The 24,281-nt window shown below is 62.7% G+C and carries 34 protein-coding genes; 33 read left to right on the top strand and 1 reads right to left on the bottom strand.

Annotated features, from left to right (window positions below; translation table 11 throughout):
* The first annotated feature begins 78 nt into the window (after positions 1-78).
* Positions 79-2,100 carry an ABC transporter ATP-binding protein gene (locus C7G41_RS21100; protein ID WP_106944318.1) on the top strand — a complete coding sequence of 674 codons (2,022 nt, stop codon included), beginning with the start codon at positions 79-81 and terminating at the stop codon, positions 2,098-2,100.
* On the opposite strand, the gene C7G41_RS21095 is transcribed toward C7G41_RS21100, so the two are convergent.
* Complete coding sequence (locus C7G41_RS21095; RefSeq protein WP_106944317.1) at positions 2,028-3,266, bottom strand: NAD(P)/FAD-dependent oxidoreductase; 1,239 nt, start codon at positions 3,264-3,266, stop codon at positions 2,028-2,030. The genes C7G41_RS21100 and C7G41_RS21095 overlap by 73 nt on opposite strands.
* Before the next feature lie 641 nt (positions 3,267-3,907).
* Between C7G41_RS21095 and rpsL the strand changes: the two genes are divergently transcribed.
* The 32 genes from rpsL (at position 3,908) to C7G41_RS20930 (ending at position 24,214) form a co-directional block, all read left to right on the top strand.
* Entirely contained in the window at positions 3,908-4,279 is a 372-nt protein-coding gene (rpsL, locus tag C7G41_RS21090; protein WP_007603006.1) for a 30S ribosomal protein S12, read from the top strand.
* Positions 4,280-4,294: 15 nt separating this feature from the next.
* Positions 4,295-4,765, top strand: coding sequence for a 30S ribosomal protein S7 (gene rpsG, locus C7G41_RS21085; protein ID WP_106944316.1), 471 nt, complete (start codon positions 4,295-4,297; stop codon positions 4,763-4,765).
* A 30-nt stretch (positions 4,766-4,795) separates the two neighbouring features.
* On the top strand, positions 4,796-6,868 hold the full coding sequence (gene fusA, locus C7G41_RS21080) for an elongation factor G (protein ID WP_027518591.1): 2,073 nt from the start codon (positions 4,796-4,798) through the stop codon (positions 6,866-6,868).
* A gap of 40 nt (positions 6,869-6,908) precedes the next feature.
* Positions 6,909-8,099: an elongation factor Tu gene (tuf, locus tag C7G41_RS21075; RefSeq protein WP_018456453.1), complete on the top strand. Its 1,191-nt coding sequence runs from the start codon at positions 6,909-6,911 to the stop codon at positions 8,097-8,099.
* 81 nt (positions 8,100-8,180) lie between these two features.
* Positions 8,181-8,489: a 30S ribosomal protein S10 gene (gene rpsJ / locus C7G41_RS21070; protein WP_002712302.1), complete on the top strand. Its 309-nt coding sequence runs from the start codon at positions 8,181-8,183 to the stop codon at positions 8,487-8,489.
* Between the two features lie 53 nt (positions 8,490-8,542).
* Positions 8,543-9,256, top strand: coding sequence for a 50S ribosomal protein L3 (rplC, locus tag C7G41_RS21065; protein WP_106944315.1), 714 nt, complete (start codon positions 8,543-8,545; stop codon positions 9,254-9,256).
* A 1-nt stretch (position 9,257) separates the two neighbouring features.
* Positions 9,258-9,878 (top strand): 50S ribosomal protein L4, encoded by a 621-nt coding sequence (gene rplD / locus C7G41_RS21060; RefSeq protein WP_106944314.1) that lies wholly within the window; start codon positions 9,258-9,260, stop codon positions 9,876-9,878.
* Complete coding sequence (locus C7G41_RS21055) at positions 9,875-10,177, top strand: 50S ribosomal protein L23 (protein WP_007603019.1); 303 nt, start codon at positions 9,875-9,877, stop codon at positions 10,175-10,177. The genes rplD and C7G41_RS21055 overlap by 4 nt, the downstream gene beginning before the upstream one ends.
* Positions 10,178-10,189: 12 nt before the next feature.
* Positions 10,190-11,023: a 50S ribosomal protein L2 gene (rplB, locus tag C7G41_RS21050; RefSeq protein ID WP_106944313.1), complete on the top strand. Its 834-nt coding sequence runs from the start codon at positions 10,190-10,192 to the stop codon at positions 11,021-11,023.
* A 12-nt stretch (positions 11,024-11,035) separates the two neighbouring features.
* Positions 11,036-11,314 (top strand): 30S ribosomal protein S19, encoded by a 279-nt coding sequence (gene rpsS / locus C7G41_RS21045; RefSeq protein ID WP_007603021.1) that lies wholly within the window; start codon positions 11,036-11,038, stop codon positions 11,312-11,314.
* Positions 11,315-11,324: 10 nt separating this feature from the next.
* Complete coding sequence (gene rplV / locus C7G41_RS21040; protein WP_007603022.1) at positions 11,325-11,711, top strand: 50S ribosomal protein L22; 387 nt, start codon at positions 11,325-11,327, stop codon at positions 11,709-11,711.
* A gap of 18 nt (positions 11,712-11,729) precedes the next feature.
* A complete protein-coding gene (gene rpsC, locus C7G41_RS21035; RefSeq protein ID WP_007603023.1) occupies positions 11,730-12,455 on the top strand; it encodes a 30S ribosomal protein S3 in 726 nt (241 codons plus the stop codon).
* A gap of 32 nt (positions 12,456-12,487) precedes the next feature.
* Positions 12,488-12,901, top strand: a complete 414-nt coding sequence (gene rplP, locus C7G41_RS21030) for a 50S ribosomal protein L16 (protein WP_007603024.1) — start codon at positions 12,488-12,490, stop codon at positions 12,899-12,901.
* Positions 12,902-12,906: 5 nt separating this feature from the next.
* Positions 12,907-13,113: a 50S ribosomal protein L29 gene (rpmC, locus tag C7G41_RS21025; protein ID WP_007603026.1), complete on the top strand. Its 207-nt coding sequence runs from the start codon at positions 12,907-12,909 to the stop codon at positions 13,111-13,113.
* Positions 13,114-13,126: 13 nt separating this feature from the next.
* Complete coding sequence (gene rpsQ, locus C7G41_RS21020) at positions 13,127-13,375, top strand: 30S ribosomal protein S17 (RefSeq protein WP_007603028.1); 249 nt, start codon at positions 13,127-13,129, stop codon at positions 13,373-13,375.
* Between the two features lie 83 nt (positions 13,376-13,458).
* Entirely contained in the window at positions 13,459-13,827 is a 369-nt protein-coding gene (gene rplN / locus C7G41_RS21015) for a 50S ribosomal protein L14 (RefSeq protein WP_007603030.1), read from the top strand.
* Complete coding sequence (gene rplX / locus C7G41_RS21010; protein WP_007603031.1) at positions 13,827-14,141, top strand: 50S ribosomal protein L24; 315 nt, start codon at positions 13,827-13,829, stop codon at positions 14,139-14,141. The genes rplN and rplX overlap by 1 nt, the downstream gene beginning before the upstream one ends.
* Complete coding sequence (rplE, locus tag C7G41_RS21005; RefSeq protein ID WP_007611607.1) at positions 14,134-14,691, top strand: 50S ribosomal protein L5; 558 nt, start codon at positions 14,134-14,136, stop codon at positions 14,689-14,691. The genes rplX and rplE overlap by 8 nt, the downstream gene beginning before the upstream one ends.
* 46 nt (positions 14,692-14,737) lie before the next feature.
* Complete coding sequence (gene rpsN / locus C7G41_RS21000; RefSeq protein ID WP_007611604.1) at positions 14,738-15,043, top strand: 30S ribosomal protein S14; 306 nt, start codon at positions 14,738-14,740, stop codon at positions 15,041-15,043.
* Positions 15,044-15,057: 14 nt separating this feature from the next.
* Positions 15,058-15,456 (top strand): 30S ribosomal protein S8, encoded by a 399-nt coding sequence (rpsH, locus tag C7G41_RS20995; protein WP_007603034.1) that lies wholly within the window; start codon positions 15,058-15,060, stop codon positions 15,454-15,456.
* Positions 15,457-15,472: 16 nt separating this feature from the next.
* On the top strand, positions 15,473-16,006 hold the full coding sequence (rplF, locus tag C7G41_RS20990; RefSeq protein WP_007603035.1) for a 50S ribosomal protein L6: 534 nt from the start codon (positions 15,473-15,475) through the stop codon (positions 16,004-16,006).
* Positions 16,007-16,017: 11 nt separating this feature from the next.
* Complete coding sequence (gene rplR / locus C7G41_RS20985; RefSeq protein WP_007603036.1) at positions 16,018-16,380, top strand: 50S ribosomal protein L18; 363 nt, start codon at positions 16,018-16,020, stop codon at positions 16,378-16,380.
* Positions 16,381-16,427: 47 nt separating this feature from the next.
* Positions 16,428-17,015, top strand: a complete 588-nt coding sequence (gene rpsE / locus C7G41_RS20980; protein WP_007603037.1) for a 30S ribosomal protein S5 — start codon at positions 16,428-16,430, stop codon at positions 17,013-17,015.
* Between the two features lie 25 nt (positions 17,016-17,040).
* Complete coding sequence (rpmD, locus tag C7G41_RS20975; RefSeq protein WP_018456457.1) at positions 17,041-17,247, top strand: 50S ribosomal protein L30; 207 nt, start codon at positions 17,041-17,043, stop codon at positions 17,245-17,247.
* Between the two features lie 73 nt (positions 17,248-17,320).
* Positions 17,321-17,806, top strand: coding sequence for a 50S ribosomal protein L15 (gene rplO / locus C7G41_RS20970; protein WP_007611602.1), 486 nt, complete (start codon positions 17,321-17,323; stop codon positions 17,804-17,806).
* Positions 17,807-17,957: 151 nt separating this feature from the next.
* Positions 17,958-19,289, top strand: a complete 1,332-nt coding sequence (gene secY, locus C7G41_RS20965) for a preprotein translocase subunit SecY (protein WP_007611601.1) — start codon at positions 17,958-17,960, stop codon at positions 19,287-19,289.
* A 265-nt stretch (positions 19,290-19,554) separates the two neighbouring features.
* Positions 19,555-20,436, top strand: a complete 882-nt coding sequence (locus C7G41_RS20960) for an adenylate kinase (protein WP_106944312.1) — start codon at positions 19,555-19,557, stop codon at positions 20,434-20,436.
* Between the two features lie 187 nt (positions 20,437-20,623).
* Complete coding sequence (rpsM, locus tag C7G41_RS20955) at positions 20,624-20,992, top strand: 30S ribosomal protein S13 (protein ID WP_007611599.1); 369 nt, start codon at positions 20,624-20,626, stop codon at positions 20,990-20,992.
* Positions 20,993-21,115: 123 nt separating this feature from the next.
* The gene (gene rpsK, locus C7G41_RS20950) at positions 21,116-21,505 is read left to right on the top strand and encodes a 30S ribosomal protein S11 (protein ID WP_007603045.1); all 390 of its coding nucleotides are present in this window, start codon (positions 21,116-21,118) and stop codon (positions 21,503-21,505) included.
* 111 nt (positions 21,506-21,616) lie between these two features.
* On the top strand, positions 21,617-22,648 hold the full coding sequence (locus tag C7G41_RS20945; RefSeq protein ID WP_106944311.1) for a DNA-directed RNA polymerase subunit alpha: 1,032 nt from the start codon (positions 21,617-21,619) through the stop codon (positions 22,646-22,648).
* A gap of 189 nt (positions 22,649-22,837) precedes the next feature.
* Positions 22,838-23,254, top strand: coding sequence for a 50S ribosomal protein L17 (gene rplQ / locus C7G41_RS20935; RefSeq protein WP_063995936.1), 417 nt, complete (start codon positions 22,838-22,840; stop codon positions 23,252-23,254).
* Positions 23,255-23,374: 120 nt separating this feature from the next.
* Positions 23,375-24,214, top strand: a complete 840-nt coding sequence (locus tag C7G41_RS20930) for a cytochrome c (RefSeq protein WP_106944380.1) — start codon at positions 23,375-23,377, stop codon at positions 24,212-24,214.
* Positions 24,215-24,281 lie beyond the last annotated feature (67 nt).

Genomic DNA, 24,281 nt, shown 5'->3' with positions numbered 1-24,281 from the left:
TAGAATCGATGCAATAGCGGTTTCCGCTATTTCCTGCTTTCTCTGCGGTCATGCCGGCCGTCAGCATCGGTTGGTTTCATGGCGTCCAAGCCCCTCCCGCCCGACAAACAGAAGCTCGCCGCGGAAGAGGCGGCCGAGCTCGACGACAAGCTCGTCCCCACCGTCAAGCCGGACCTCGAAGACGACGAGGACGATGAAGACGAGGAGGATGGCGGGCTGGAGCTCGATGACGACGATGAGGACGAGGACCTCGTCGTCTTTACCGCGCGCGAGGCCGCTGGCGCGCTCGCGACCATCCTGGGCTTCGTCAAACCCTTCCTGGTCAACTACAAGCAGATGCTGTCCTTCGTGGCGTTCGGCGTCTTCGTCGAGACGCTATTCAACGTCATCATGCCGCTCAGCCTGAAGTACCTGATCGACGACGCGCTCGGCGAGGAGGATTTCCAGGCGCTGTACAAGATCCTCGGCGTGCTCGCGGTCGCGGGCATCTTCACCTCGATCGTCGCGGTCTGGTACGAACGCTGGGATGCACGGCTTGCGGCGTGCATCATCTCCGACGTCCGCAAACGGCTGTTCGAGCACGTCCAGGACCTGCCGGCAGCCTATTTCGGCCGCACCAAGCGCGGCGAGATCCTGTCGCGCTTCTCCGTCGACCTCGCGGCCTTCGAGGGCTCGGTCAAGACATTTGCCAACAGCGCGGCACTGCCGTTCCTGGAGTTGATCGCGGGCATCATCCTGATGGTGTTCCTGAACTGGCAGCTCGCGGCGGTTGCATTGCTGGTGTTCCCGATCACGCTGATCGGTCCGCGCATGCTCACGCCGAAGGCTGTTCAGGCGAATTACGAGCAGAAACTCAATGAGTCCGCGCTGCTCGGCATGGTGCAGGAGAACGTGGCGGCGCAGGCCGTGATCAAGGCGTTCAGCCTGCAACGCCGGATGTTCGGCTTCTTCAAATTCCGCAATGACGAGACGCGAAACAAGATGGCTTCGGCGGCGTTCCTGTCGACCATGGTGGAGCGGACGGTCACCATCTCGGTGCTGCTCTTGCATCTCGTCGTGCTCGCGATCGGCGCGTATCTGGCGACGAAGGGGCAGATCACCATCGGCACCTTCGTCACCTTCGAAAGCGCGTTCTGGGAGGTGTCCTACAACATCGCCCATGTGATGCATTTCATTCCCGTGTCGATCTCCTCGGCAGCCGCGATTCGTCACATGCAGGAGCTGCTCGACGAGCCCACGCGCAGCGCCGATCGTGCCGGCGCCCCCGATCTGCCCCGCATCACCAACGACATCACCTTCGACCACGTGACCTTCCAGTACGAAGGCAGCCAGACGCCGGTGCTGGACAATCTCAGTCTCAAGCTCAATGTCGGCAAGCGCATTGCCATCGTCGGCCCTTCGGGCTCCGGCAAGAGCACGCTGCTGAATCTGATCCTGCGGCTTTATGTGCCGGACGAGGGGCGCGTCACCATCGACGGCGTCGACGTCCGCAAGGTGACGCTGGATTCGCTGCGCCGGAGCATGGCGGTGGTGTTCCAGGAGAACATGCTGTTCAACATGTCGATCCGGGAGAACATCCGGCTCGGCAAGGAGGGCGCGACCGACGAGGAGGTGGAGGAGGCGGCCAAGAAGGCCGAGATCCACCGTTACATCATGAGCCTGCCGCAAAGATACGACACGCCGGTGGGCGAGCGCGGCGATACCTTGTCGGGCGGCCAGCGCCAGCGCATCGCGATCGCGCGCGCTGTCATTCGCAATCCCTCTGTGCTGCTGCTGGACGAGGCCACTTCGGCGCTCGACCAGACCACGGAAGCCGCGATCAACCGCACGCTGCTGAAGGTTGCCAAGGGCCGCACCATGATCTGGTCGACCCACCGCCTGACCTCGGTGGTCGAGATGGACGAGATCATCGTGATTTCAGGGGGCAGGGCGATCGAGCGCGGCTCGCATGCCGAGCTGCTTGCCAAGAACGGCACCTATCGCACGCTGTGGAACGACCAGATCCACCAACCGCATGGCGCGCCGGCTCACGTCGACGAGGACAGCGACGAAGACGACGAGGATGAAGACGACGTCGACGAGGACGATGAGGAGGAGTGACCGAGGAAGTTCGGCTCCAGATGGAAGGCTCCTCCCAGCGGCCGCAACAGCCCCTGAACCGACCAGGCAATGAAGCGTGCCCAGCGCTGCGCGGTCCAATAGGGGCTCGTCGCAATGGAGACTGAGCGGAAGTCGAACGCCTTCGCCGTCGACCAATGGTCGCACGCTCGCTTGACCGGATCTGCGTAGAAGGCGGCGATCTTGCTTGCATCCATCCCGTCGGAGGCGAGCCACTGCGGGATGTAGAGGTTGCAGAGCCGCTCGACGTCGGTGAAGACCTTGTCGCACCCGGTGCCGGCGGCCGGGCAGGAGGTCGAGAAGGCATCGCCCACCAGCACGAGACCGGGTTGGCCGCTGGCGTCGTTCACATAGAGATCGACCGGGCGGATCTTCAGCTCACCGGGAATGTCGAATGGTCCGGTGATGCGCTTGAGTCGTGGCAGCGCGGCGTTCAGCGTCTCGGCGGGCGCGCGGCGCAGCTCAAGCAGCCAGGGATCGTCGAAGCTGCGGTAGACGAACAGATTGGCGCGCATCCGCGTCCCGATCGGAAAAAGCGTGAGGTACGGGATGCGGTCGCTCGGCCGTTCCGAGAAATAGGTCAGAGCCGGGAAGTCGAACGAGTCTCGTCCCGCGGGTACCACGTCGAACCCGATCGAAATCGAATGGCAGGCACTGACGACTTTTCGCGCGATTCCCAGCTGATGGCGCAGGCCGACGTTGAGGCCGTTGGCGAGCACGACCAGCCGGGCGGAGACCATCTCGTCGTTTGAGAGAGTGATCTTCTGCCGCTCCGCGCTTGTCTCGACCGAGACGGCCTTGGCGCAGATGCGTTCGACGCCGGCAGGAATTTCGTCGCGGACAGCGTTGACGAGGGCATCGTAGAGAATGTTGAACTGCCGGCTCGGCGCCTTGTCGAGAAGGCGGCCGAAGCGCGCAATCCAGTTCTCACCCACAAAGGTCGCGCGGCGCAGCACCGATTCGGCGATTCCCGTCTGAAGGAATCGCCCGACCTGCACATGACCGCTGAGTTTTTCGACTCGAAAGTCCGCCGAATAGCTCTCATGCGGATCGATGAGGATACTCGAAATGCCGCTACGGCCGAGCATCGCGGCGGCGGTCGAGCCGGACAATCCCCCGCCGATAATGGCTATGTCGGTGTACCGCATGGCCCAATCTCTGCCCAAGGCGGCACATTGGCGTCCCAACAGGAAAGAAAGCCTTAGCCAAAGGTTATAAAAGTATATTTAATCCGGGTATAAATAGGATTAGAGGTAGCAGAACGCGCTCTTCGTTTCCATATTGCGAAGGCGCAGCGTGCGGCCCAGGAAGCGATTTCGGCAGGCGCGGGAAGCGGTTCTGACTGACGTTTCGCCTTGACTTGACCGACTCCCACTTATAGAACCCCCTCACTTAACGACAGGCGGTGAGCATCGCCAACGTCGGAACGGGCCACCCGTTTGATCCCCCTGGGGATCGCCAGGACGGGCACCAACCTCGACGAATGCCGCTCAAACGCTGTCGATCATAGCTAGGCAATGCCAGTGCGATTTTAGTTCTCGCGAGCATGTTCTCTCGAGATCGAATTCGGATGCATGACCTCGGTGCGCGGGCCGCAGCTTCAAGCTGACCGGTTCAACTACTGCGGTCCTCTGTGGCGTCGAAGCGCTTTCCGCCCGTTGATGGGTGGTTGGCGCGATTTCGCTTTGTGCGGATTGTCCCGCGGAAGGCGGCCTCGTCGGGCGGGTAGCTCGAAAGAATTTGCGGACCCGGTGACGGGCCGCGGCAGAACACAAAGGGTAATGCCAGGATGCCGACGATCAACCAGCTGATCGCTCAACCGCGGGAAGTGCAGAAGTCGCGCAAGAAGGTGCCGGCACTGCAGCAGTCGCCGCAGAAGCGCGGTGTTTGCACGCGCGTTTACACCACGACCCCGAAGAAGCCGAACTCGGCGCTTCGTAAGGTTGCCAAGGTGCGCCTGACCAACGGCTTCGAGGTGATCGGCTACATCCCCGGTGAGGGCCATAACCTCCAGGAGCACTCGGTGGTCATGATCCGTGGCGGTCGCGTCAAGGACTTGCCCGGCGTGCGCTACCACATCCTCCGCGGCGTTCTGGATACCCAGGGCGTCAAGAACCGTAAGCAGCGCCGTTCGAAGTACGGCGCCAAGCGTCCGAAGTAAGCGGGAACCAGGTCCATGTCTCGTCGCCATTCTGCCGAAAAACGCGAAGTCCTTCCCGATCCGAAGTTCGGGAATATCATCGTCACGAAGTTCATGAATTCGGTGATGTACGCCGGAAAGAAGTCGGTCGCCGAAGGCATCGTCTACGGCGCGTTCGGCCTCATCGAAAGCAAGACCAAGCAGAACCCGCTCGGCGTGTTCGAGGCGGCACTGGAGAACGTCATGCCGACGATCGAAGTGCGCTCCCGCCGCGTCGGCGGCGCGACTTATCAGGTTCCGGTCGAAGTTCGCTCGGTGCGCCGTCAGGCGCTGGGCATTCGCTGGCTGATCTCGGCTGCGCGCGATCGCAACGAGAAGACGATGACCGAGCGGCTCTCTGCGGAGCTCCTGGACGCGTCGAACAACCGGGGTAACGCCGTCAAGAAGCGCGAAGACGTGCACCGGATGGCGGAAGCCAACCGCGCCTTCTCGCACTATCGCTGGTAACGGCGACACACGGAATCTAAGGAACACTCCATGCCCCGCGTTCATGCCATAGAGAATTACCGCAACTTCGGTATCATGGCGCATATCGATGCCGGCAAGACCACGACCACCGAGCGCATCCTCTATTACACCGGCAAGAGCCACAAGATCGGCGAAGTGCACGAAGGTGCCGCGACGATGGACTGGATGGAGCAGGAGCAGGAGCGCGGCATTACGATTACGTCGGCTGCGACCACCGCGTTCTGGGAAGGCAAGCGTCTCAACATCATCGACACTCCCGGCCACGTCGACTTCACCATCGAAGTCGAGCGCAGCTTGCGCGTGCTCGACGGTGCCGTGTGCGTGCTCGACTCGAACCAGGGCGTCGAGCCCCAGACCGAGACGGTCTGGCGTCAGGGCGACAAGTACAAGGTTCCGCGCATTGTCTTCGCCAACAAGATGGATAAGACCGGCGCTGACTTCTACAAGTGCATGCAGGACATCGTCGACCGCCTCGGCGCAAAGCCGATCGCGATCCAGCTTCCGATCGGCTCCGAGAACAACTTCAAGGGCCTGGTCGATCTCGTTCGTATGAAGGGCGTGGTCTGGGAAGAAGAGAAGCTCGACGCCAAGTTCGTGGACATCGATATTCCCGAGGACATGGTCGAGAAGGCCAAGGAATATCGTGAGAAGCTTTTGGAAGCCGCCGTCGAACTCGACGACGAAGTTCTCGCCGCTTACCTCGACGGCAAGGAGCCCGATGAGGCGACGTTGAAGCGCTTGATCCGCAAGGCCGTGCTGACTGGCGCGTTCTTCCCGGTATTGTGCGGCTCGGCGTTCAAGAACAAGGGCGTGCAGCCTTTGCTCGACGCGGTCGTGGATTATCTGCCGTCGCCGGTTGACGTGCCTGCCATCAAGGGCGTCGACGAAGACGGCAACGAGGTCGTTCGCCTGCCGGACGACAAGGAGCCGCTGGCTCTGTTGGCCTTCAAGATCATGGACGACCCGTTCGTCGGCACCATCACCTTCTGCCGCATCTATTCCGGCACGCTGCTGTCGGGTACCGGCGTCATCAATTCGACGCGCGACCGCAAGGAGCGCATCGGCCGCATGTTGCTGATGCATGCGAACAACCGCGAAGACATCAAGGAAGCCTATGCCGGCGACATCGTCGCACTGGCTGGCCTGAAGGAAGCGCGCACCGGTGACACGCTGTGCGATCCCGACAAGGCGGTGATCCTCGAAAAGATGGAATTCCCCGAGCCGGTCATCGAGATCGCGATCGAACCCAAGTCCAAGGCCGACCAGGAAAAGCTCGGCGTGGCGCTGGCGAAGCTCGCCGCGGAGGATCCGTCCTTCCGCGTGTCGACCGACCAGGAGTCCGGCCAGACCATTCTCAAGGGAATGGGCGAACTCCATCTCGACATCAAGGTCGACATTCTCCGCCGCACCTACAAGGTCGATGCCAACATCGGCGCGCCGCAGGTGGCGTTCCGTGAGCGCGTCACCAAGAGGGCCGAGGTCAAGTACACTCACAAGAAGCAGACCGGCGGTACCGGTCAGTTCGCGGAAGTGTCGATCGTGGTCGAGCCGAACGAGCCCGGCAAGGGTTACGAGTTCGAGTCCAAGATCGTCGGCGGTGCGGTTCCGAAGGAATACATCCCCGGCGTCGAAAAGGGCCTCAACAGCGTGATGGGCTCTGGTGTCGTTGCGGGCTTCCCCGTGGTCGACGTCAAGGTTCAACTCGTCGACGGCAAGTATCACGACGTCGACTCGTCGGCGCTCGCCTTCGAAATCGCATCGCGTGCTGCATTCCGTGAAGCCTTGCAGAAGGGCAAGTCCGTCCTGCTCGAGCCGATTATGAAGGTCGAAGTGGTGACCCCGGAAGATTACACCGGCTCGGTCATCGGCGACCTGAATTCCCGGCGCGGTCAGATCCAGGGCCAGGACATGCGCGGCAACGCCAACGTCATCAACGCGATGGTGCCGCTCATGAACATGTTCGGTTACGTGAACAACCTGCGCTCGATGAGCCAGGGTCGCGCGACCTTTACCATGCAGTTCGACCACTACGCAGAAGCGCCGGCCAACGTGTCGGCAGAAGTCCAGAAGAAGTTTGCCTGATTGTCGTCGGTCTCGAACTGACGATTGAACGGAGAGTCAAATGGCCAAAGCAAAGTTTGAACGTAACAAGCCGCACTGCAACATCGGCACCATCGGTCACGTCGACCATGGCAAGACGTCGCTGACCGCGGCGATCACCAAGGTCCTCGCCGAAGCCGGCGGCGCGACGTTCACCGCGTACGACCAGATCGACAAGGCGCCGGAAGAGAAGGCGCGCGGTATCACGATCTCGACGGCGCACGTCGAATACGAGACCAAGAACCGCCACTACGCGCACGTCGACTGCCCCGGCCACGCCGACTACGTGAAGAACATGATCACCGGCGCCGCCCAGATGGACGGTGCGATCCTGGTCGTGTCGGCCGCTGACGGTCCGATGCCGCAGACCCGCGAGCACATCCTGCTCGCCCGCCAGGTCGGCGTTCCCGCGCTCGTCGTGTTCCTCAACAAGTGCGACATGGTCGACGATCCGGAACTGCTCGAACTCGTCGAGCTCGAGGTTCGCGAGCTGCTCTCGAAGTACGAATTCCCGGGCGACACCATCCCGATCATCAAGGGCTCGGCGCTCGCCGCCCTCGAAGATTCCGACAAGACGCTCGGCCATGACGCCATCCTCGAGCTGATGAAGCAGGTCGACGCCTACATTCCGCAGCCGGAGCGTCCGGTCGACCTGCCGTTCCTGATGCCGGTTGAAGACGTGTTCTCGATCTCGGGCCGCGGCACCGTCGTGACCGGCCGCGTCGAGCGCGGTATCGTCAAGGTCGGCGAAGAAATCGAGATCGTCGGTCTGCGCGCCACGCAGAAGACCACGGTCACCGGCGTCGAAATGTTCCGCAAGCTGCTCGATCAGGGCCAGGCCGGCGACAACATCGGTGCGCTGCTTCGCGGTACCAAGCGCGAGGACGTCGAGCGCGGCCAGGTGCTGTGCAAGCCGGGTTCGGTCAAGCCGCACACCAAGTTCAAGGCTGAGGCCTACATCCTCACCAAGGAAGAGGGCGGTCGCCATACTCCGTTCTTCACCAACTACCGTCCGCAGTTCTACTTCCGCACCACCGACGTGACCGGTGTCGTGCATCTGCCGGAAGGCACCGAGATGGTGATGCCGGGCGACAACATCGCGATGGAAGTGCACTTGATCGTGCCGATCGCGATGGAAGAGAAGCTCCGCTTCGCGATCCGCGAAGGTGGCCGCACCGTCGGCGCCGGCGTCGTCGCCTCGATCATCGAGTAATTACGAGAATAGGGATCGGCGAATAGCGAATGTGACATTCGCTATTCGCTATTCGCCACCCCACTGAAGAAAGACCACGGCATGAACGGCCAAAACATTCGTATCCGTCTCAAGGCGTTCGACCATCGTATCCTCGATACGTCGACCCGCGAGATCGTGAACACGGCGAAGCGCACCGGCGCGCAGGTCCGCGGACCCATTCCGCTGCCCACCCGCATCGAGAAGTTCACCGTCAACCGTTCGCCGCACGTGGACAAGAAGAGCCGCGAGCAGTTCGAGATGCGCACTCACAAGCGCCTGCTCGACATCGTCGATCCGACCCCGCAGACCGTCGATGCTTTGATGAAGCTCGACCTGGCCGCCGGTGTCGACGTCGAGATCAAGCTCTAAGATTTTTGGATCACGTTCGCCACTAGCGGACAGAAAGAACAGGAAGCACGCCGATGCGCTCCGGAGTGATCGCACAAAAGGTCGGGATGACGCGGGTCTTTACAGAGGCCGGCGAACATATCCCCGTGACCGTGCTGAAGCTCGGCAATTGCCAGGTCGTAGGCCACCGCACCGAAGAGAAAAACGGTTATGTCGCGCTCCAGCTTGGTTCTGGCAGCCGCAAGACCGTGTACATGCCCAAGGCGGAGCGCGGCCAGTTCGCGGTCGCCAAGGTCGAGCCGAAGCGGCAGGTCGAGGAATTCCGCGTCTCCGCGGATCAGATGATCCCCGTCGGTGCCGAGATCCTGGCCGACCACTTTGTCGTCGGTCAGTTCGTCGACGTCACTGGTACTTCGGTCGGTAAGGGTTTTGCCGGCGGTATGAAGCGCTGGAACTTCGGCGGTCTGCGCGCCACCCACGGCGTGTCGGTCTCGCACCGTTCGATCGGTTCGACCGGCGGCCGTCAGGACCCGGGCAAGACCTGGAAGAACAAGAAGATGCCCGGTCACATGGGCGTCGACCGCATCACCACGCTCAACCTTCGGGTCGTTCAGCTCGATGTCGAGCGCGGTCTGATCCTCGTCGAAGGCGCCGTTCCCGGCTCCAAGGGCGGCTGGATCCGCGTGCGCGATGCCGTCAAGAAGCCGCTGCCGAAGGACGCTCCGAAGCCCGGCAAGTTCAAGGTTGCTGGCGAAGCGGACGCTGCTCCGGCTGCGCAGGAGGCGTGAGATGGAATTGAAGGTCACGACCCTCGAAGGTAAGGAAGCCGGCTCCGTCCAGCTTTCCGACACCATTTTCGGCCTCGAGCCGCGCCAGGACATCATTGCGCGTTGCGTGCAGTGGCAGCTCAACAAGCGCCAGGCCGGCACCCACAAGGCCAAGGGCCGCGCCGAGATCTGGCGCACCGGCAAGAAGATGTACAAGCAGAAGGGTACCGGTGGTGCTCGTCACGGCTCGGCCCGCGTGCCGCAGTTCCGCGGCGGTGGCCGTGCCTTCGGTCCGGTGGTGCGTTCGCACGCCACCGATCTGCCGAAGAAGGTCCGTGCGCTCGCCCTCAAGCATGCGCTCTCGGCCAAGGCCAAGGACGGCGATCTCATCGTGATCGACAAGGCTGCGCTGGAAGCAGCCAAGACCAAGGCGCTGCTCGGTCATTTCTCCGGTCTGGGTTTGACCAACGCGCTGATCATCGACGGCACCGAGCTCAACAACGGCTTCGCCGCTGCGGCTCGCAACATCCCGAACATGGACGTGCTGCCGATCCAGGGCATCAACGTCTATGACATCCTGCGCCGTCGGAAGCTTGTTCTGACCAAGGCCGCCATCGATGCGCTGGAGGCGCGCTTCAAATGACGAAGAACATCGAGCCTCGCCACTACGACGTGATCCTGTCGCCGGTCGTGACCGAAAAGGCCACGATCGCCTCGGAGCACAACAAGGTGCTGTTCAAGGTGGCCGCGAAGGCGACCAAGCCGCAGATCAAGGAAGCGATCGAGAAGCTGTTCGACGTCAAGGTCAAGAGCGTCAACACGCTGGTCCGCAAGGGCAAGACCAAGATCTTCCGCGGCAATCTCGGCTCGCAGTCGAACTCAAAGCGCGCGATCGTGACTCTCGAAGAGGGTCACCGGATCGACGTGACCACCGGTCTGTAAGGTCGTACGACGATGGCACTGAAGACATTCAATCCCACGACGCCGGGCCAGCGCCAGCTGGTCATGGTCGATCGTTCGGCCCTCTACAAGGGCAAGCCGGTCAAGGCGCTCACCGAAGGCAAGCACTCCTCTGGCGGCCGCAACAACACCGGTCGCATCACCGTGCGCTTCCGCGGCGGCGGTCATAAGCGGACGTTGCGTACCGTCGATTTCAAGCGCGACAAGGTCGATGCGCCCGCGACGGTCGAGCGGCTGGAATATGATCCGAACCGCACCGCGTTCATCGCGCTGGTCAAGTACGAAGACGGCACCCAGGCCTATATCCTGGCGCCGCAGCGCTTGGCCGTCGGCGATTCCGTCGTTGCCGGCAACTACGTCGACGTGAAGCCGGGCAATGTCATGCCGCTCGGCAACATGCCGGTCGGCACGATCATCCACAACATCGAGGTCAAGATCGGGAAGGGCGGCCAGCTCGCCCGTTCCGCGGGCACCTACGCCCAGCTCGTCGGTCGCGACCATGACTACGTGATCATCCGCCTGAACTCGGGCGAACAGCGCCTGGTGCACGGCCGTTGCCGCGGCACGATCGGCGCGGTGTCGAACCCGGATCACATGAACACGTCGATCGGCAAGGCCGGCCGTAACCGTTGGCTGGGCCGCAAGCCGCACAACCGCGGCGTTTCGATGAACCCGATCGACCATCCGCACGGCGGTGGTGAAGGTCGTACCTCGGGCGGTCGCCACCCCGTTACTCCGTGGGGCAAGCCGACCAAGGGCAAGAAGACCCGCTCCAACAAGTCGACCAACAAATTCATTCTCCTAAGCCGCCACAAGCGGAAGAAGTAAGGAACGCCGGACATGGTTCGTTCAGTCTGGAAAGGCCCGTTCGTCGAGGGTTCTCTGCTCAAGAAGGCAGATGCCGCGCGCTCGTCCGGCCGTCACGACGTCATCAAGATCTGGAGCCGTCGCTCGACGATCCTGCCGCAGTTCGTCGGTCTGACCTTCGGCGTCTACAACGGTCAGAAGCACGTTCCGGTGGCCGTCAACGAGGAAATGGTCGGTCACAAGTTCGGCGAGTTCTCGCCGACCCGTACCTTCCATGGCCACTCCGGGGACAAGAAAGCCAAGAAGGCTTGAGGATTAAACGATGAGCAAACCTAAGCGCGAACGGAGCCTCGCCGAGAACGAGGCAAAGGCGGTCGCCCGGATGCTGCGGGTGAGCCCGCAGAAGCTCAACCTGGTCGCCCAGCTCATTCGCGGCCGGAAGGCGGCTGCTGCGCTCGCCGACCTGCAGTTTTCGCGCAAGCGGATCGCGGTTGACGTGAAGAAGTGCCTGGAATCGGCTATTGCCAACGCCGAGAACAACCACGACCTCGACGTCGACGATCTCGTCGTGGCGCAGGCCTTCGTCGGCAACGGCCTCGTGATGAAGCGCTTTGCCGCCCGCGGCCGTGGTCGTTCGGGCCGTGTCTACAAACCATTTTCACAGCTGACGATCATCGTTCGTCAGGTCGAAGCCGCAGCAGCGGCTTAAGGGACGCAGGAGAACACGATGGGTCAAAAGATCAATCCGATCGGTCTGCGTCTCGGCATCAACCGGACCTGGGATTCCCGCTGGTACGCCGGCAAGCAGGAATACGGCAAGCTGTTGCACGAGGACGTCAAGATCCGCGAGATCCTGCACAAGGAACTCAAGCAGGCTGCCGTCGCCCGCATCGTGATCGAGCGTCCGCACAAGAAGTGCCGCGTCACCATCCACTCGGCTCGTCCGGGCGTGGTGATCGGCAAGAAGGGCGCCGACATCGACAAGCTGCGCAAGAAGGTCGCGGACATCACCGCGTCCGACGTCGTCATCAACATCGTCGAGATCCGCAAGCCGGAGCTCGATGCGACGCTGGTGGCCGAGTCGATCGCGCAGCAGCTGGAGCGCCGCGTGGCGTTCCGCCGCGCCATGAAGCGCGCCGTCCAGTCGGCGATGCGTCTCGGCGCGGAAGGCATCCGCATCAACTGCTCGGGACGTCTGGGCGGTGCGGAAATCGCGCGCATGGAGTGGTACCGCGAAGGTCGCGTGCCGCTGCACACGCTGCGCGCAGACATCGACTACGGCGTTGCGACCGCGTTCACGACCTTCGGCACCTGCGGTGTCAAGGTCTGGATCTTCAAGGGCGAGATCCTCGAGCACGATCCGATGGCCCAGGACAAGAGAATGGCCGAAGGTGAGACTGGTGGCGGCGGTGATCGCGGCGGCCGGCAGCGCCGTGACAACGCTGCGGCCTGACGCCAGCACAGAGAATTTGAGGGCTTGAAGCCATGATGCAACCTAAGAAAACGAAGTTCCGGAAGGCGCATAAGGGCCGTATCCACGGCGTTGCGTCTTCGGGCGCGACGTTGGCCTTCGGCCAGTTCGGTCTGAAGGCGACCGAGCCTGAGCGCGTCACCGCGCGCCAGATCGAAGCCGCTCGCCGCGCGCTGACGCGCCACATGAAGCGCGCCGGCCGCGTCTGGATCCGCATATTTCCCGACGTTCCCGTGTCGAAGAAGCCTGCCGAAGTCCGCATGGGTTCCGGCAAGGGCGCGCCGGAATTGTGGGTCGCGCGCGTCAAGCCGGGCCGGGTGCTGTTCGAGATCGACGGCGTCAACACGCAGACGGCGCGTGAAGCGCTGACCCTGGCGGCAGCCAAGCTGCCGATCAAGACGCGCTTCGTCGAGCGCATTGCGGAGTAATGGCCATGGCCCAGATGAAAATCGAAGACATCCGCGCGTTGAGCCCTGATCAGCAGGATGATGCCATCCTGAACCTGAAGAAGGAGCGCTTCAACCTGCGCTTCCAGCGTGCCACCGGGCAGCTCGAGAACACCTCGCGCCTGCGCGAGGCCCGCCGTGACATCGCCCGGATCAAGACCGTCGCCGCGCAGACGCGCGCGAAGAAGAAGTAAGAGGCTTACGAAGATGCCGAAACGTACTTTGCAGGGCGTGGTCGTCAGCGACAAGCAAGCCAAGACCATCGTGGTGCGCGTCGATCGCCGCTTTACGCACCCGATCTACAAGAAGACGATCCGCCGTTCGAAGAACTACCACGCGCACGACGAGAGCAACGAGTTCAAGCCGGGCGACATGGTGTGGATCGAGGAATCGAAGCCGATTTCGAAGTTGAAGCGCTGGGTCGTGATCCGGGGCGAACACAAGAAAAGCGCCTGATCTGTTGGCTTTAGCCGACTGACTTCAGGTAAATGTTGAGCGCCGGCTGGGCTGGCGCAAAGAGAAGAGGACGAGGTGCATCAATGATTCAGATGCAGACCAACCTCGACGTGGCCGATAATTCTGGCGCACGCCGTGTCATGTGTATCAAGGTGCTCGGGGGCTCCAAGCGCCGCTACGCCACGATCGGCGACATCATCGTTGTCTCGATCAAGGAAGCAATTCCGCGTGGCAAGGTGAAGAAGGGCGACGTGATGAAGGCCGTCGTGGTGCGCGTCCGCAAGGACATCCGCCGCGCCGACGGTTCGGTCATCCGCTTCGACCGCAACGCCGCCGTTCTGATCAACAATCAGTCCGAGCCGGTCGGTACCCGTATCTTCGGGCCCGTGCCGCGCGAGCTGCGCGCCAAGAACCACATGAAGATCATCTCGCTCGCGCCGGAGGTGCTGTGATGGCTGCGAAGATCCGCAAGGGCGACAAGGTCGTCGTGCTGACCGGTCGCGACAAGGGCCGCACCGGCGAGGTGTTCGAGGTGCGCCCCGATGCCGGCACGGCGCTGGTGCGCGGCATCAACATGGTCAAGCGTCACCAGAAGCAGACGCAGGCCCAGGAGGGCGGCATCATCTCGAAAGAGTCGCCGATCCAACTGTCCAACATCGCGTATGTCGGCAAGGACGGGAAGCCGACCCGCGTCGGATTCAAGATTCTGGCGGACGGCAAGAAGGTCCGCATCGCCAAGAGCTCGGGAGCTGAGATCGATGGCTGAGGCCGCTTACACGCCGCGCCTGCGCGCGGAATACGACGCGAAGATCCGGACGGAGATGACCGAGAAGTTCGGTTATGAGAACGTCATGCAGGTTCCGCGCCTGGACAAGGTCGTGCTGAACATGGGCGTTGGCGATTCCGTCAACGACCGCAAGAAGGCCGAGAACGCCGCTGCGGAATTGACCCAGATCGCCGGCCAGAAGGCGATCGTGACCTATTCGCGCGTCGCGATCGCGACCTTCAAGTTGCGTGAGAACCAGCCGATCGGCTGCAAGGTCACGCTGCGCAAGGCCCGCATGTACGAGTTCATCGATCGCCTGGTGACGGTCGCGCTGCCGCGCGTCCGCGACTTCCGCGGCTTGAACCCGAAGAGCTTCGACGGCCGCGGCAACTACTCGCTCGGCCTCAAGGAACACATCATTTTCCCCGAGATCGACTTCGACAAGGTCACGGAATCCCGCGGTATGGACATCACCGTCTGCACCACGGCCAAGACCGACGACGAGGCGAGGGCCTTGTTGACCGCATTCAATTTCCCGTTCCGGCAGTGAGACGCTGACCTAAAGCCTCTCAAACGCGGATACCCAGGAGCCAAGCATGGCAAAGAAGAGTTCAATCGAGAAGAACAACCGGCGCAAGCGGATGACGAAGAACGCCGCCCCGAAGCGCGAGCGGTTGAAGGCGATCATCGCCGACAAGACGCTGCCGATGGAGGAGCGGTTCGCCGCGACCCTGAAGCTGGCGGAAATGCCGCGCAATTCGTCGGCGACCCGCATCCGTCTGCGTTGCGAGCTGTCGGGCCGTTCGCGCTCGAACTATCGCTTGACCAAACTGTCCCGAATCGCAATGCGGGACCTTGGCTCCAAGGGCATGGTCCCGGGCCTCGTGAAGTCCAGCTGGTAAGGAGGGTCGTTTAAATGTCTACGCACGATCCAATCAGCGATCTGATCACCCGCATCCGCAACGCGCAGATGCGCTCCAAGAACAAGGTCTCCACGCCTGGCTCGAAGATGCGCGAGAACGTGCTCGAGGTGCTGAAGAGCGAAGGCTACATCCGCGGTTACGCCACGCTCGAGCACTCCTCGGGCCGCAGCGAGATCGAGATCGAGCTGAAGTATTTCGACGGCGAGCCCGTTATCCGCGAGATCGAGCGTGTCTCCAAGCCCGGGCGTCGCGTTTACGCCTCGGTGAAGAACCTGCCGCGGGTCAATAACGGACTCGGCATTTCGGTGTTGTCGACGCCGAAGGGAATCATGGCCGACCACAGTGCGCGTGAAGCGAACGTGGGCGGCGAAGTTCTCTTCACGGTGTTCTGAGAAGGATTTTTGATCCATGTCACGTGTTGGCAAAAGGCCGGTAGCGGTGCCGTCGGGTGTGACCGCGACCGTCGACGGGCAGACCGTCAAGATGAAGGGGCCGAAGGGCCAGCTTCAGTTCGTCGTCCATAACGACGTCGAGGTGAAGCTCGACAACGGCCAGGTCAAGGTGAACCCGCGGGTCGAGACCAACCGCGCGCGGGCCCTGTACGGGACCGCTCGCGCCCAGGTCGCGAATCTGGTCGAAGGCGTCACCAAGGGCTTCGAGAAGAAGCTGGAAATCACCGGCGTCGGTTACCGCGCCGCGCTGCAGGGCAAGAACCTGCAGCTCGCGCTCGGCTACAGCCACGATGTGGTCTACGCGATCCCGGAAGGGATCACGATCACCGTGCCGAAGCCGACCGAGATCACGGTGACGGGCAGCGACATTCAGCGCGTCGGCCAGGTCGCCGCCGAGATTCGCTCCTATCGTCCGCCGGAGCCCTACAAGGGCAAGGGCGTGAAGTATGTTGGCGAATTCATCTTCCGCAAGGAAGGCAAGAAGAAGTAACGGAGCCGGTCATGTCGAAAGCCAAGGTTACGAATGCCCGGCGCAAGCGCAGTGTACGTCTGAAGCTGCGCCGCTCGGGTGGCGGCCGTCCGCGCCTGTCGGTGTTCCGCTCGTCCAAGCACATCTACGCCCAGGTCATCGACGACCTGAAAGGCGAGACGCTGGCCTCTGCCTCGTCGCTCGAGAAGTCGATGCGCGATGGCGGCAAGACCGGCGCCGACATCGATGCGGCGAAGGCGGTCGGCAAGCTGCTGGCCGAGCGCGCCGCCGAGAAGGGTGTCAAGGAAGTCGTGTTCGATCGCGGCAGCTATCTCTATCACGGGCGCGTCAAGGCTCTTGCCGACGCGGCGCGTGAGAGCGGGCTGAGCTTCTAACAGAATTTGAGGATTGAGGCGTAAGCCTCTGAAGGACTGGAAAAACCATGGCAGAACGCGAACAACGTGGTGGACGCGATCAACGCGGCGGCGGACGTGAACGCAGGGAAGAGCGCGACAGCGAGTTCGTCGACAAGCTCGTCCACATCAATCGCGTCGCCAAGGTCGTCAAGGGCGGCAAGCGCTTCGGTTTTGCAGCGCTGGTCGTGATCGGCGACCAGAAGGGCCGCGCCGGCTTCGGTCACGGCAAGGCGCGCGAAGTGCCCGAGGCGATCCGCAAGGCAACCGAATCAGCCAAGCGCAACCTGACCCGCGTGTCGTTGCGCGAGGGCCGCACGCTGCATCACGACATCGCCGGCCGTCATGGCGCGGGCCGTGTTTACCTGCGCGCAGCTCCGGCCGGTACCGGCATCATCGCCGGCGGTCCGATGCGCGCCGTGTTCGAGACGCTCGGCGTCCAGGACGTGGTTGCGAAGTCGATCGGCTCGTCGAACCCGTACAACATGGTTCGCGCGACCTTCGATGCACTGAAGCATCAGGATTCGCCGCGCTCGGTCGCTGCCCGCCGCAACATCAAGGTGTCCACCCTCCAGTCCCGCCGTATCGGTGGTGACGCCGAGGCGGTTGCCGAATAACGGAAGCTTTTCGGAGTAGACGCCTATGGCCAAGAGTGCCGTTACGACCGCAAAGACGATCAAGCTCGAGCAGACCGGCAGCGCGATCCGCCGCCATCACTCGCAGCGTTCGACGCTGATCGGGCTCAAGCTCAACAAGATCGGCCGCATCAGCGAACTGCCGGACACCCCGGCGGTCCGCGGCATGATCTTGAAGGTTCACCATCTCGTTCGTATCGTCGACGAGAAGTAAGCAAAGGCGCACGATCCCGAAGCGGGGACCCGTTTTCGGTGAAGGTCATGCGCAAGAAACAAGGAGCAGGGCGATGAAGCTCAGCGATATCGCCGACAATGCCGGCTCGCGCAAGAAGCGTATGCGCGTCGGCCGCGGCATTGGTTCGGGCAAGGGCAAGCAGGCCGGCCGCGGTGGCAAGGGCCAGACCGCGCGTTCGGGCGTGCGCATCAAGGGTTTCGAAGGCGGCCAGATGCCCTTGCATCGCCGTCTGCCCAAGCGCGGCTTCAACAACATCTTCCGCATCGAGTTCGCCGAGATCAATCTCGACCGGCTCCAGGACGCGGTCGATGCCAAGAAGATCGACGCCGGCAGCGTCGTGAACGTCGAATCCCTGGTCAAGGCCGGCGTGCTGCGCCGCGCCAAGGGCGGCCTGCGGCTGCTCGGCCGCGGCGAGTTCAAGGCCAAGCTCAACATCGAAGTGCACGGCGCCTCGAAGACCGCGATCGCGGCGGTCGAGAAGGCCGGCGGCTCGGTGAAGATCCTCGCGCCTGCCAAGGAAGAAGGCGAGGCGGCGTAACAACTGCGTCATCGGCCCGCGGCTCGCGGGCCTTTACGCATGCGGGACGATGGACTTATCGAAGCCGTAGCCCCAGATAATGTCCGGTGTCCGGTATAATGTAGCCCGGCCGCGGGCATAACGGCGCAAAAGCGGCGGGAGAAAGTCCAAGATGGCCTCTGCAGCGGAACAACTGGCAGCCAATCTCAATTTCGGTGCGTTCGCCAAAGCCGACGAACTGAAGAAGCGCATCTGGTTCACCTTGGGCGCGCTGCTCGTTTATCGGCTCGGGACCTACATCCCGCTGCCCGGCATCGATCCCAACATCTGGGAGCAGGTGTTCCGCTCCCAGGCGGGCGGCATCCTCGGCATGTTCAACATGTTCGCCGGCGGCGGCATTCACCGCATGGCGATCTTCGCGCTGAACATCATGCCGTACATCTCGGCCTCCATCATCATCCAGCTCCTGACCACCGTCTCGCCGCAGCTCGAGGCGTTGAAGAAGGAAGGCGAGTCCGGCCGCAAGCTGCTGAACCAGTACACCCGCTATCTCACGGTGATCCTGGCCGCGTTCCAGTCCTACGGCATCGCGGTGGGCCTCGAAGGCGCCGGCAACGTCGTCAGCGACCCCGGCATGTTCTTCCGCCTGTCCACGGCGATCACGCTGACCGGCGGCACCATGTTCTTGATGTGGCTGGGCGAGCAGATCACCTCGCGCGGCATCGGCAACGGCATTTCGCTGATCATTCTCTCCGGCATCGTCGCCGAGCTGCCCGCGGCGCTCGCCAACATGCTCGAGCTCGGCCGTCAGGGTGCGATGTCGACCGGCCTGATTCTGGTCGTCATCATCATGGCGGTGGCCGTGATCGCCTTCATCGTGTTCGTGGAGCGCGCCCAGCGCCGGCTCCTGATCCAGTATCCGAAGCGCCAGGTCGGCAACAAGATGTTCGAGGGGCAGTCTTCGCATCTGCCGCTCAAGCTCAACACCTCGGGCGTGATCCCGCCGATCTTCGCGTCCTCATTGCTGCTGCTGCCGACCACGGTTGCGAACTTCAACGCGGGCAGTGGGCCGGAATGGTTCCAGTGGATCAACACCCAGCTCGGCCACGGCCGTCCGCTCTTCCTGATCATGTATCTGGCGTTGATCGTGTTCTTCGCCTTCTTCTACACCGCGATCGTGTTCAATCCGACCGAGACTGCGGACAATCTGAAGAAGCACGGCGGCTTCATTCCGGGTATCCGTCCGGGCGAGCGTACCGCGGAATATATCGACTACGTGCTGTCGCGCATCACCGTGCTCGGCGCGGTCTATCTGGCGATCGTCTGCTTGATCCCGGAAATCCTGATCTCCTACGCGTCGGTGCCGTTCTACTTTGGCGGCACTTCGCTGCTGATCGTCGTCAGCGTCACCATGGACACGGTGGCGCAGGTACAGGGCTATCTCCTGGCGCATCAGTACGAAGGTCTGATCCGGAAGTCGAAGCTGCGCGGCCGGCGCCGTTAAGCGCGGCGTCCTCTCGGGCGGCGCAATTGCGCCGCCGATTCGCCGCGCGTGCAACGCGCGCGGACGACGAGCCGGCCATTCGGTCGCCTCGGCAGAGCCGCTCTTAGTGTCGTGCAAGCACTGATCTCAAAGGCTTCTTGGCGTCCGGCCATTTGCTCCCCTATGATATGGGTAGCGGTGCGGCGCTGATTATGATTTGCACTGTAACTGGACTTCAAAACACAGGTGCGCGACGTATCGCGCACCAATCGGGGGGCGTACGCCGATGAGAATTATACTTCTGGGGCCACCGGGATCGGGCAAGGGCACCCAGGCGCAGCGACTGGTGCAGCGCTATGGCATCGTCCAGCTCTCGACCGGTGAGATGTTGCGTGCAGCAGTGGCGGCCGGAACGCCGGTCGGTCTCAAGGCCAAGGAGATCATGGCCAGCGGCGGTCTCGTGCCAGATGATGTCGTGGTCGGAATCATCTCCGACCGGATCGATCAGCCGGACGCCAAAAACGGTTTCATCCTCGACGGTTTCCCGCGGACCGTGCCGCAGGCCGAGGCGCTGGATGAGTTGCTCAAGCACAAGCATTTCAAGCTCGACGCCGTGATCGAGCTCCGCGTCAACGAGAGCGCGCTCCTGAACCGCGTCGAGACCCGCGTCGCCCAGATGCGCGAGCGCGGGGAGGAGGTCCGGCTCGACGACACCCCGGAGGTCCTGACCAAGCGACTCGCCAGCTACCGCAACCAGACGGAACCGCTGATTCACTACTATTCCGAGCGGCGGAAGCTCTCGACCATCGACGGCATGATGGCCATCGATGAGGTCACCCGCGCCATCCATCGCCTGCTCCTGGCGCTCGGGGCGGTCGAGCCCAAGGTGCACGGCAAGGCGCATGGCAAGGCCCGCGCCCGGAGCGCGGCCAAGGCGGGCCCAGCCAAAAAGGCCAAGGCGGCGAAGAAATCGGCCAAAAAGCCGGCGAAGACGACCAAAAAGGCCGCCAAATCCAGGAAAGCGGCCAAGAAGGCCGTGACGGGTCCCAAGAAAGCGGCCAAGAAGACCGTGAAGAAGAAGGCAGCTAAAAAGACCGCCAGGAAGGCTGTCAAAAAAGGTGCCAAAAAGGCCGCAAAAAAGGTCACGAAAAAGCGAGCTAAGCGCTAGCAGCGGTTGACGAAAGCCCCCTGAATCCCCTAATAAGCCCCGCATCCAAGTCGGATAGTTTCAAACGATGCCGGGCCCCAGGAAGACCAGGGGTGGGCGTCGTGTTCGCGTTTGTGAACACCTGCCCGAGAAACCAAGCACTTAAAGCGCGATTCCTGACGAGGGATCGGCGACAGGAGAGAAGGCCGTGGCCCGTATTGCCGGCGTGAACATCCCGACCAACAAGCGCGTGCTGATCGCGCTCCAGTACATCCATGGCATCGGCCAGAAGATCGCCGGTGAGATCATGGAGAAGGTCAAGATCCCAGACGATCGTCGGGTCAATCAGCTCAGCGACGCCGAAGTGCTTCAGATCCGCGAAGTGATCGACCGCGACTATCTCGTCGAGGGCGATTTGCGTCGTGAGGTCGGCATCAACATCAAGCGTCTGATGGACCTCGGCTGCTACCGCGGCCTGCGCCATCGTCGTGGTCTGCCGGTGCGTGGCCAGCGTACCCACACCAATGCGCGCACGCGCAAGGGTCCGGCCAAGGCGATCGCCGGCAAGAAGAAGTAAGTTTTCGCATCCAATCACGGCGTGTGGCGACCCGGGGATGACCCGTTCGCCACACGCCTTTCGTTCCACAGGTGTAGCCGCTGGCATTACGGCGGCGTTTGAGATCTTCAGGAAAGGTAATCTATGGGCAAGGAAGCCACCCGCGTTCGTCGTCGTGAGCGCAAGAACATCGCCTCCGGCGTCGCGCACGTGAACTCGTCGTTCAACAACACGACCATCACCATCACCGACGCGCAGGGCAACACGATTGCATGGTCCTCCGCCGGCACGATGGGCTTCAAGGGTTCGCGCAAGTCGACCCCGTATGCCGCACAGGTTGCCGCTGAGGACGTGTCGAAGAAGGCGCAGGAACACGGCATGCGCACGCTGGAAGTCGAAGTCGCCGGTCCCGGTTCGGGTCGCGAATCGGCGCTCCGGGCGCTCCAGGCCGCGGGCTTCACCGTCACCTCGATCCGCGACGTGACCACGATCCCGCACAACGGTTGCCGTCCCCGTAAGCGTCGGCGCGTTTGATACCAGATTGCGGGCGCATTGGCGCCCGCGATGACTTTTTGCAAAGCCGTGGAAATGATCTGCGGCCTTTCTCCAACGCCAGTGCCTGCCACAGCAGTCTGACTGGCCTGTATGGGTGAAACAGTGACGATCCAGAAAAATTGGCAAGAACTGATTCGGCCGAACAAGCTGCAGGTGCAGCCCGGCAGCGATCCGGCCCGTTTCGCGACCATCGTCGCCGAGCCGCTCGAGCGCGGTTTCGGCCAGACGCTCGGCAACGCGCTGCGCCGCATCCTGCTGTCCTCGCTCCAGGGCGCGGCGGTGCAGTCGGTGCACATCGACGGCGTGCTGCACGAGTTCTCCTCGATCGCGGGCGTCCGTGAGGACGTCACCGACATCGTGCTCAACATCAAGGACATCTCGATCAAGATGCAGGGCGAAGGCCCCAAGCGCATGGTCGTCAAGAAGTCCGGCCCGGGCGTCGTCACCGCCGGCGACATCCAGACCGTGGGCGACGTCGTCGTACTCAATCCCGACCTGCAGATCTGCACGCTCGACGAGGGCGCCGAGATCCGCATGGAGTTCACGGTCGCAACCGGCAAGGGCTACGTTCCCGCCGAGCGCAACCGTCCCGAGGACGCGCCGATCGGCCTGATCCCGGTCGACAGCCTGTACTCGCCGGTCCGCAAGGTTTCCTACAAGGTCGAGAACACCCGCGAGGGCCAGATCCTCGACTACGACAAGCTGACCATGACGATCGAGACAAACGGCGCGCTGACGCCGGATGATTCCGTGGCCTACGCCGCGCGCATCCTGCAGGATCAGCTCAACGTGTTCGTCAACTTCGAAGAGCCGCGCAAGGAAGTCGCCCAGGAGATCATCCCGGACCTCGCCTTCAACCCGGCCTTCCTCAAGAAGGTGGACGAGCTCGAGCTGTCGGTACGTTCGGCCAACTGCTTGAAGAACGACAACATCGTCTACATCGGCGACCTCGTGCAGAAGTCGGAAGCCGAAATGCTCCGCACTCCGAACTTCGGCCGCAAGTCGCTGAACGAGATCAAGGAAGTGCTGGCCCAGATGGGTCTGCATCTCGGCATGGAAGTGCCGGGCTGGCCGCCGGAGAACATCGACGAGCTCGCCAAGCGCTTCGAGGATCACTACTAGGACTTCGTCGTTCCGGGGCGATGCGCGAGCATCGAACTGTGGTGCGCAATTGCGCACCTGAGAACCTCGAGATTCCGGGTTCGGCTCTGCGAGCCGCCCCGGAATGACTAACTGGGCGAACGCAGGCGGCCCACCTGAGCAACATGTCCGACGAACCGTCGCGGCAGTTTCAACGTAAGGAATAGTTACATGCGTCACGGCAAGGTTCATCGTAAGCTCAACCGCACCGCCGAGCATCGCCGCGCGATGTTCGCCAACATGTGCGCCGCGCTGATCAAGCACGAGCAGATCGTCACCACGCTGCCGAAGGCGAAGGAATTGCGTCCGATCGTCGAGAAGCTGATCACCCTCGGCAAGAAGGGCGGGCTATCCATGCGCCGCCAGGCCATCTCCGAGATGCGCGACAAGGATCAGGTCAGGAAGTTGTTCGACGTCTTGGCGCCCCGCTACAAGGATCGCCAGGGTGGCTACACCCGCATCATCAAGGCCGGCTTCCGCTACGGCGACAATGCGCCGATGGCCGTGATCGAGTTCGTCGACCGCGACGTCGATGCCAAGGGCCAGGACTCTGGCCCGGTGCAGGAAAAGGAAGCCGAGGCGGCGTAAGCCGACCGGCAGAGAGTTTTCAGAAAGCGGCGTCCTCGGGCGCCGCTTTTTTGTATGGCGCGGCGGCATCTCATGCCGCGCATCGCTTCGTTGAACGCGATTCCGGCCGGGGGGCTCTCGATGAGGATTGTGTCAGGGATTGCGCTGGCGCTGTTGATGTCACCGGCCTCTGGCGAGACGCTGGTCGAGCGCGGCGCCTATCTCGCTGGCAGCGTGATGGTTTGCCACAACTGTCACACGCCGCGAGGACCGCAAGGGCTCGATCTCTCGCGCGCGCTCTCCGGCGGCAGCCAGGTATTTGACGAGCCCGCCTTCAAGGTCTCTGGCTCCAACATCACGCCGGACAAGGACACCGGCATCGGCAACTGGACCGACGCGGACCTGAAGCGGTTTCTCGTCAGCGGCGTCAGGCCGAACGGAACCAGGGTCGCGCCGATCATGCCGACCGCGTTCTACACGGTGCTCACGGCCCGCGATCTCGACGCGCTGGCGGCTTACTTGCGCTCGGTGCCGGCCGTGCACCACGATACGCCGGCACCGGAATACAGAAGCGCGCTGAAGCCGGAGACGCCGACCTATGCCGGCAAGCGGGCGAACGAGCCTGAACTCGCCGACAGGCTCGCGCGCGGCCGCTATCTCCTGACCATCGCCCATTGCCTGGAATGCCACACACCGGAAGGCCCGTCTGTCGTGCACGATTTCGCTGGAGCGAGCGGCAAGGGCGGCCGGACATTCAAGGGGCCGTGGGGCGAATCCGTCTCCGCCAACATCACCGTGGATACAGCCGCGGGCATCGGTGGGTGGAGTGACGACGAAATCAAACGTGCGATTACGCAAGGCATCGCACGCGACGGCCACAAACTGAAGCCGCCGATGGCCTATGCTGCCTATGCCAGCATGACGGCCCAGGATCTCGATGCCATCGTCGCGTTTCTCAGGACGCTTCCGCCTCGCAACTGATCCCTCACGCGTCGGTGAGGGGCGATTGCGCCCGCCCGCGCAGCGCACGATATCTCCGTCAGCTTCA

The organism is Bradyrhizobium sp. MOS002, assembly GCF_003020115.1.
GTDB lineage: Bacteria > Pseudomonadota > Alphaproteobacteria > Rhizobiales > Xanthobacteraceae > Bradyrhizobium.
Note: the sequence above shows the minus strand (reverse complement) of the source record. Positions and strands in the feature narration are given on the sequence as shown.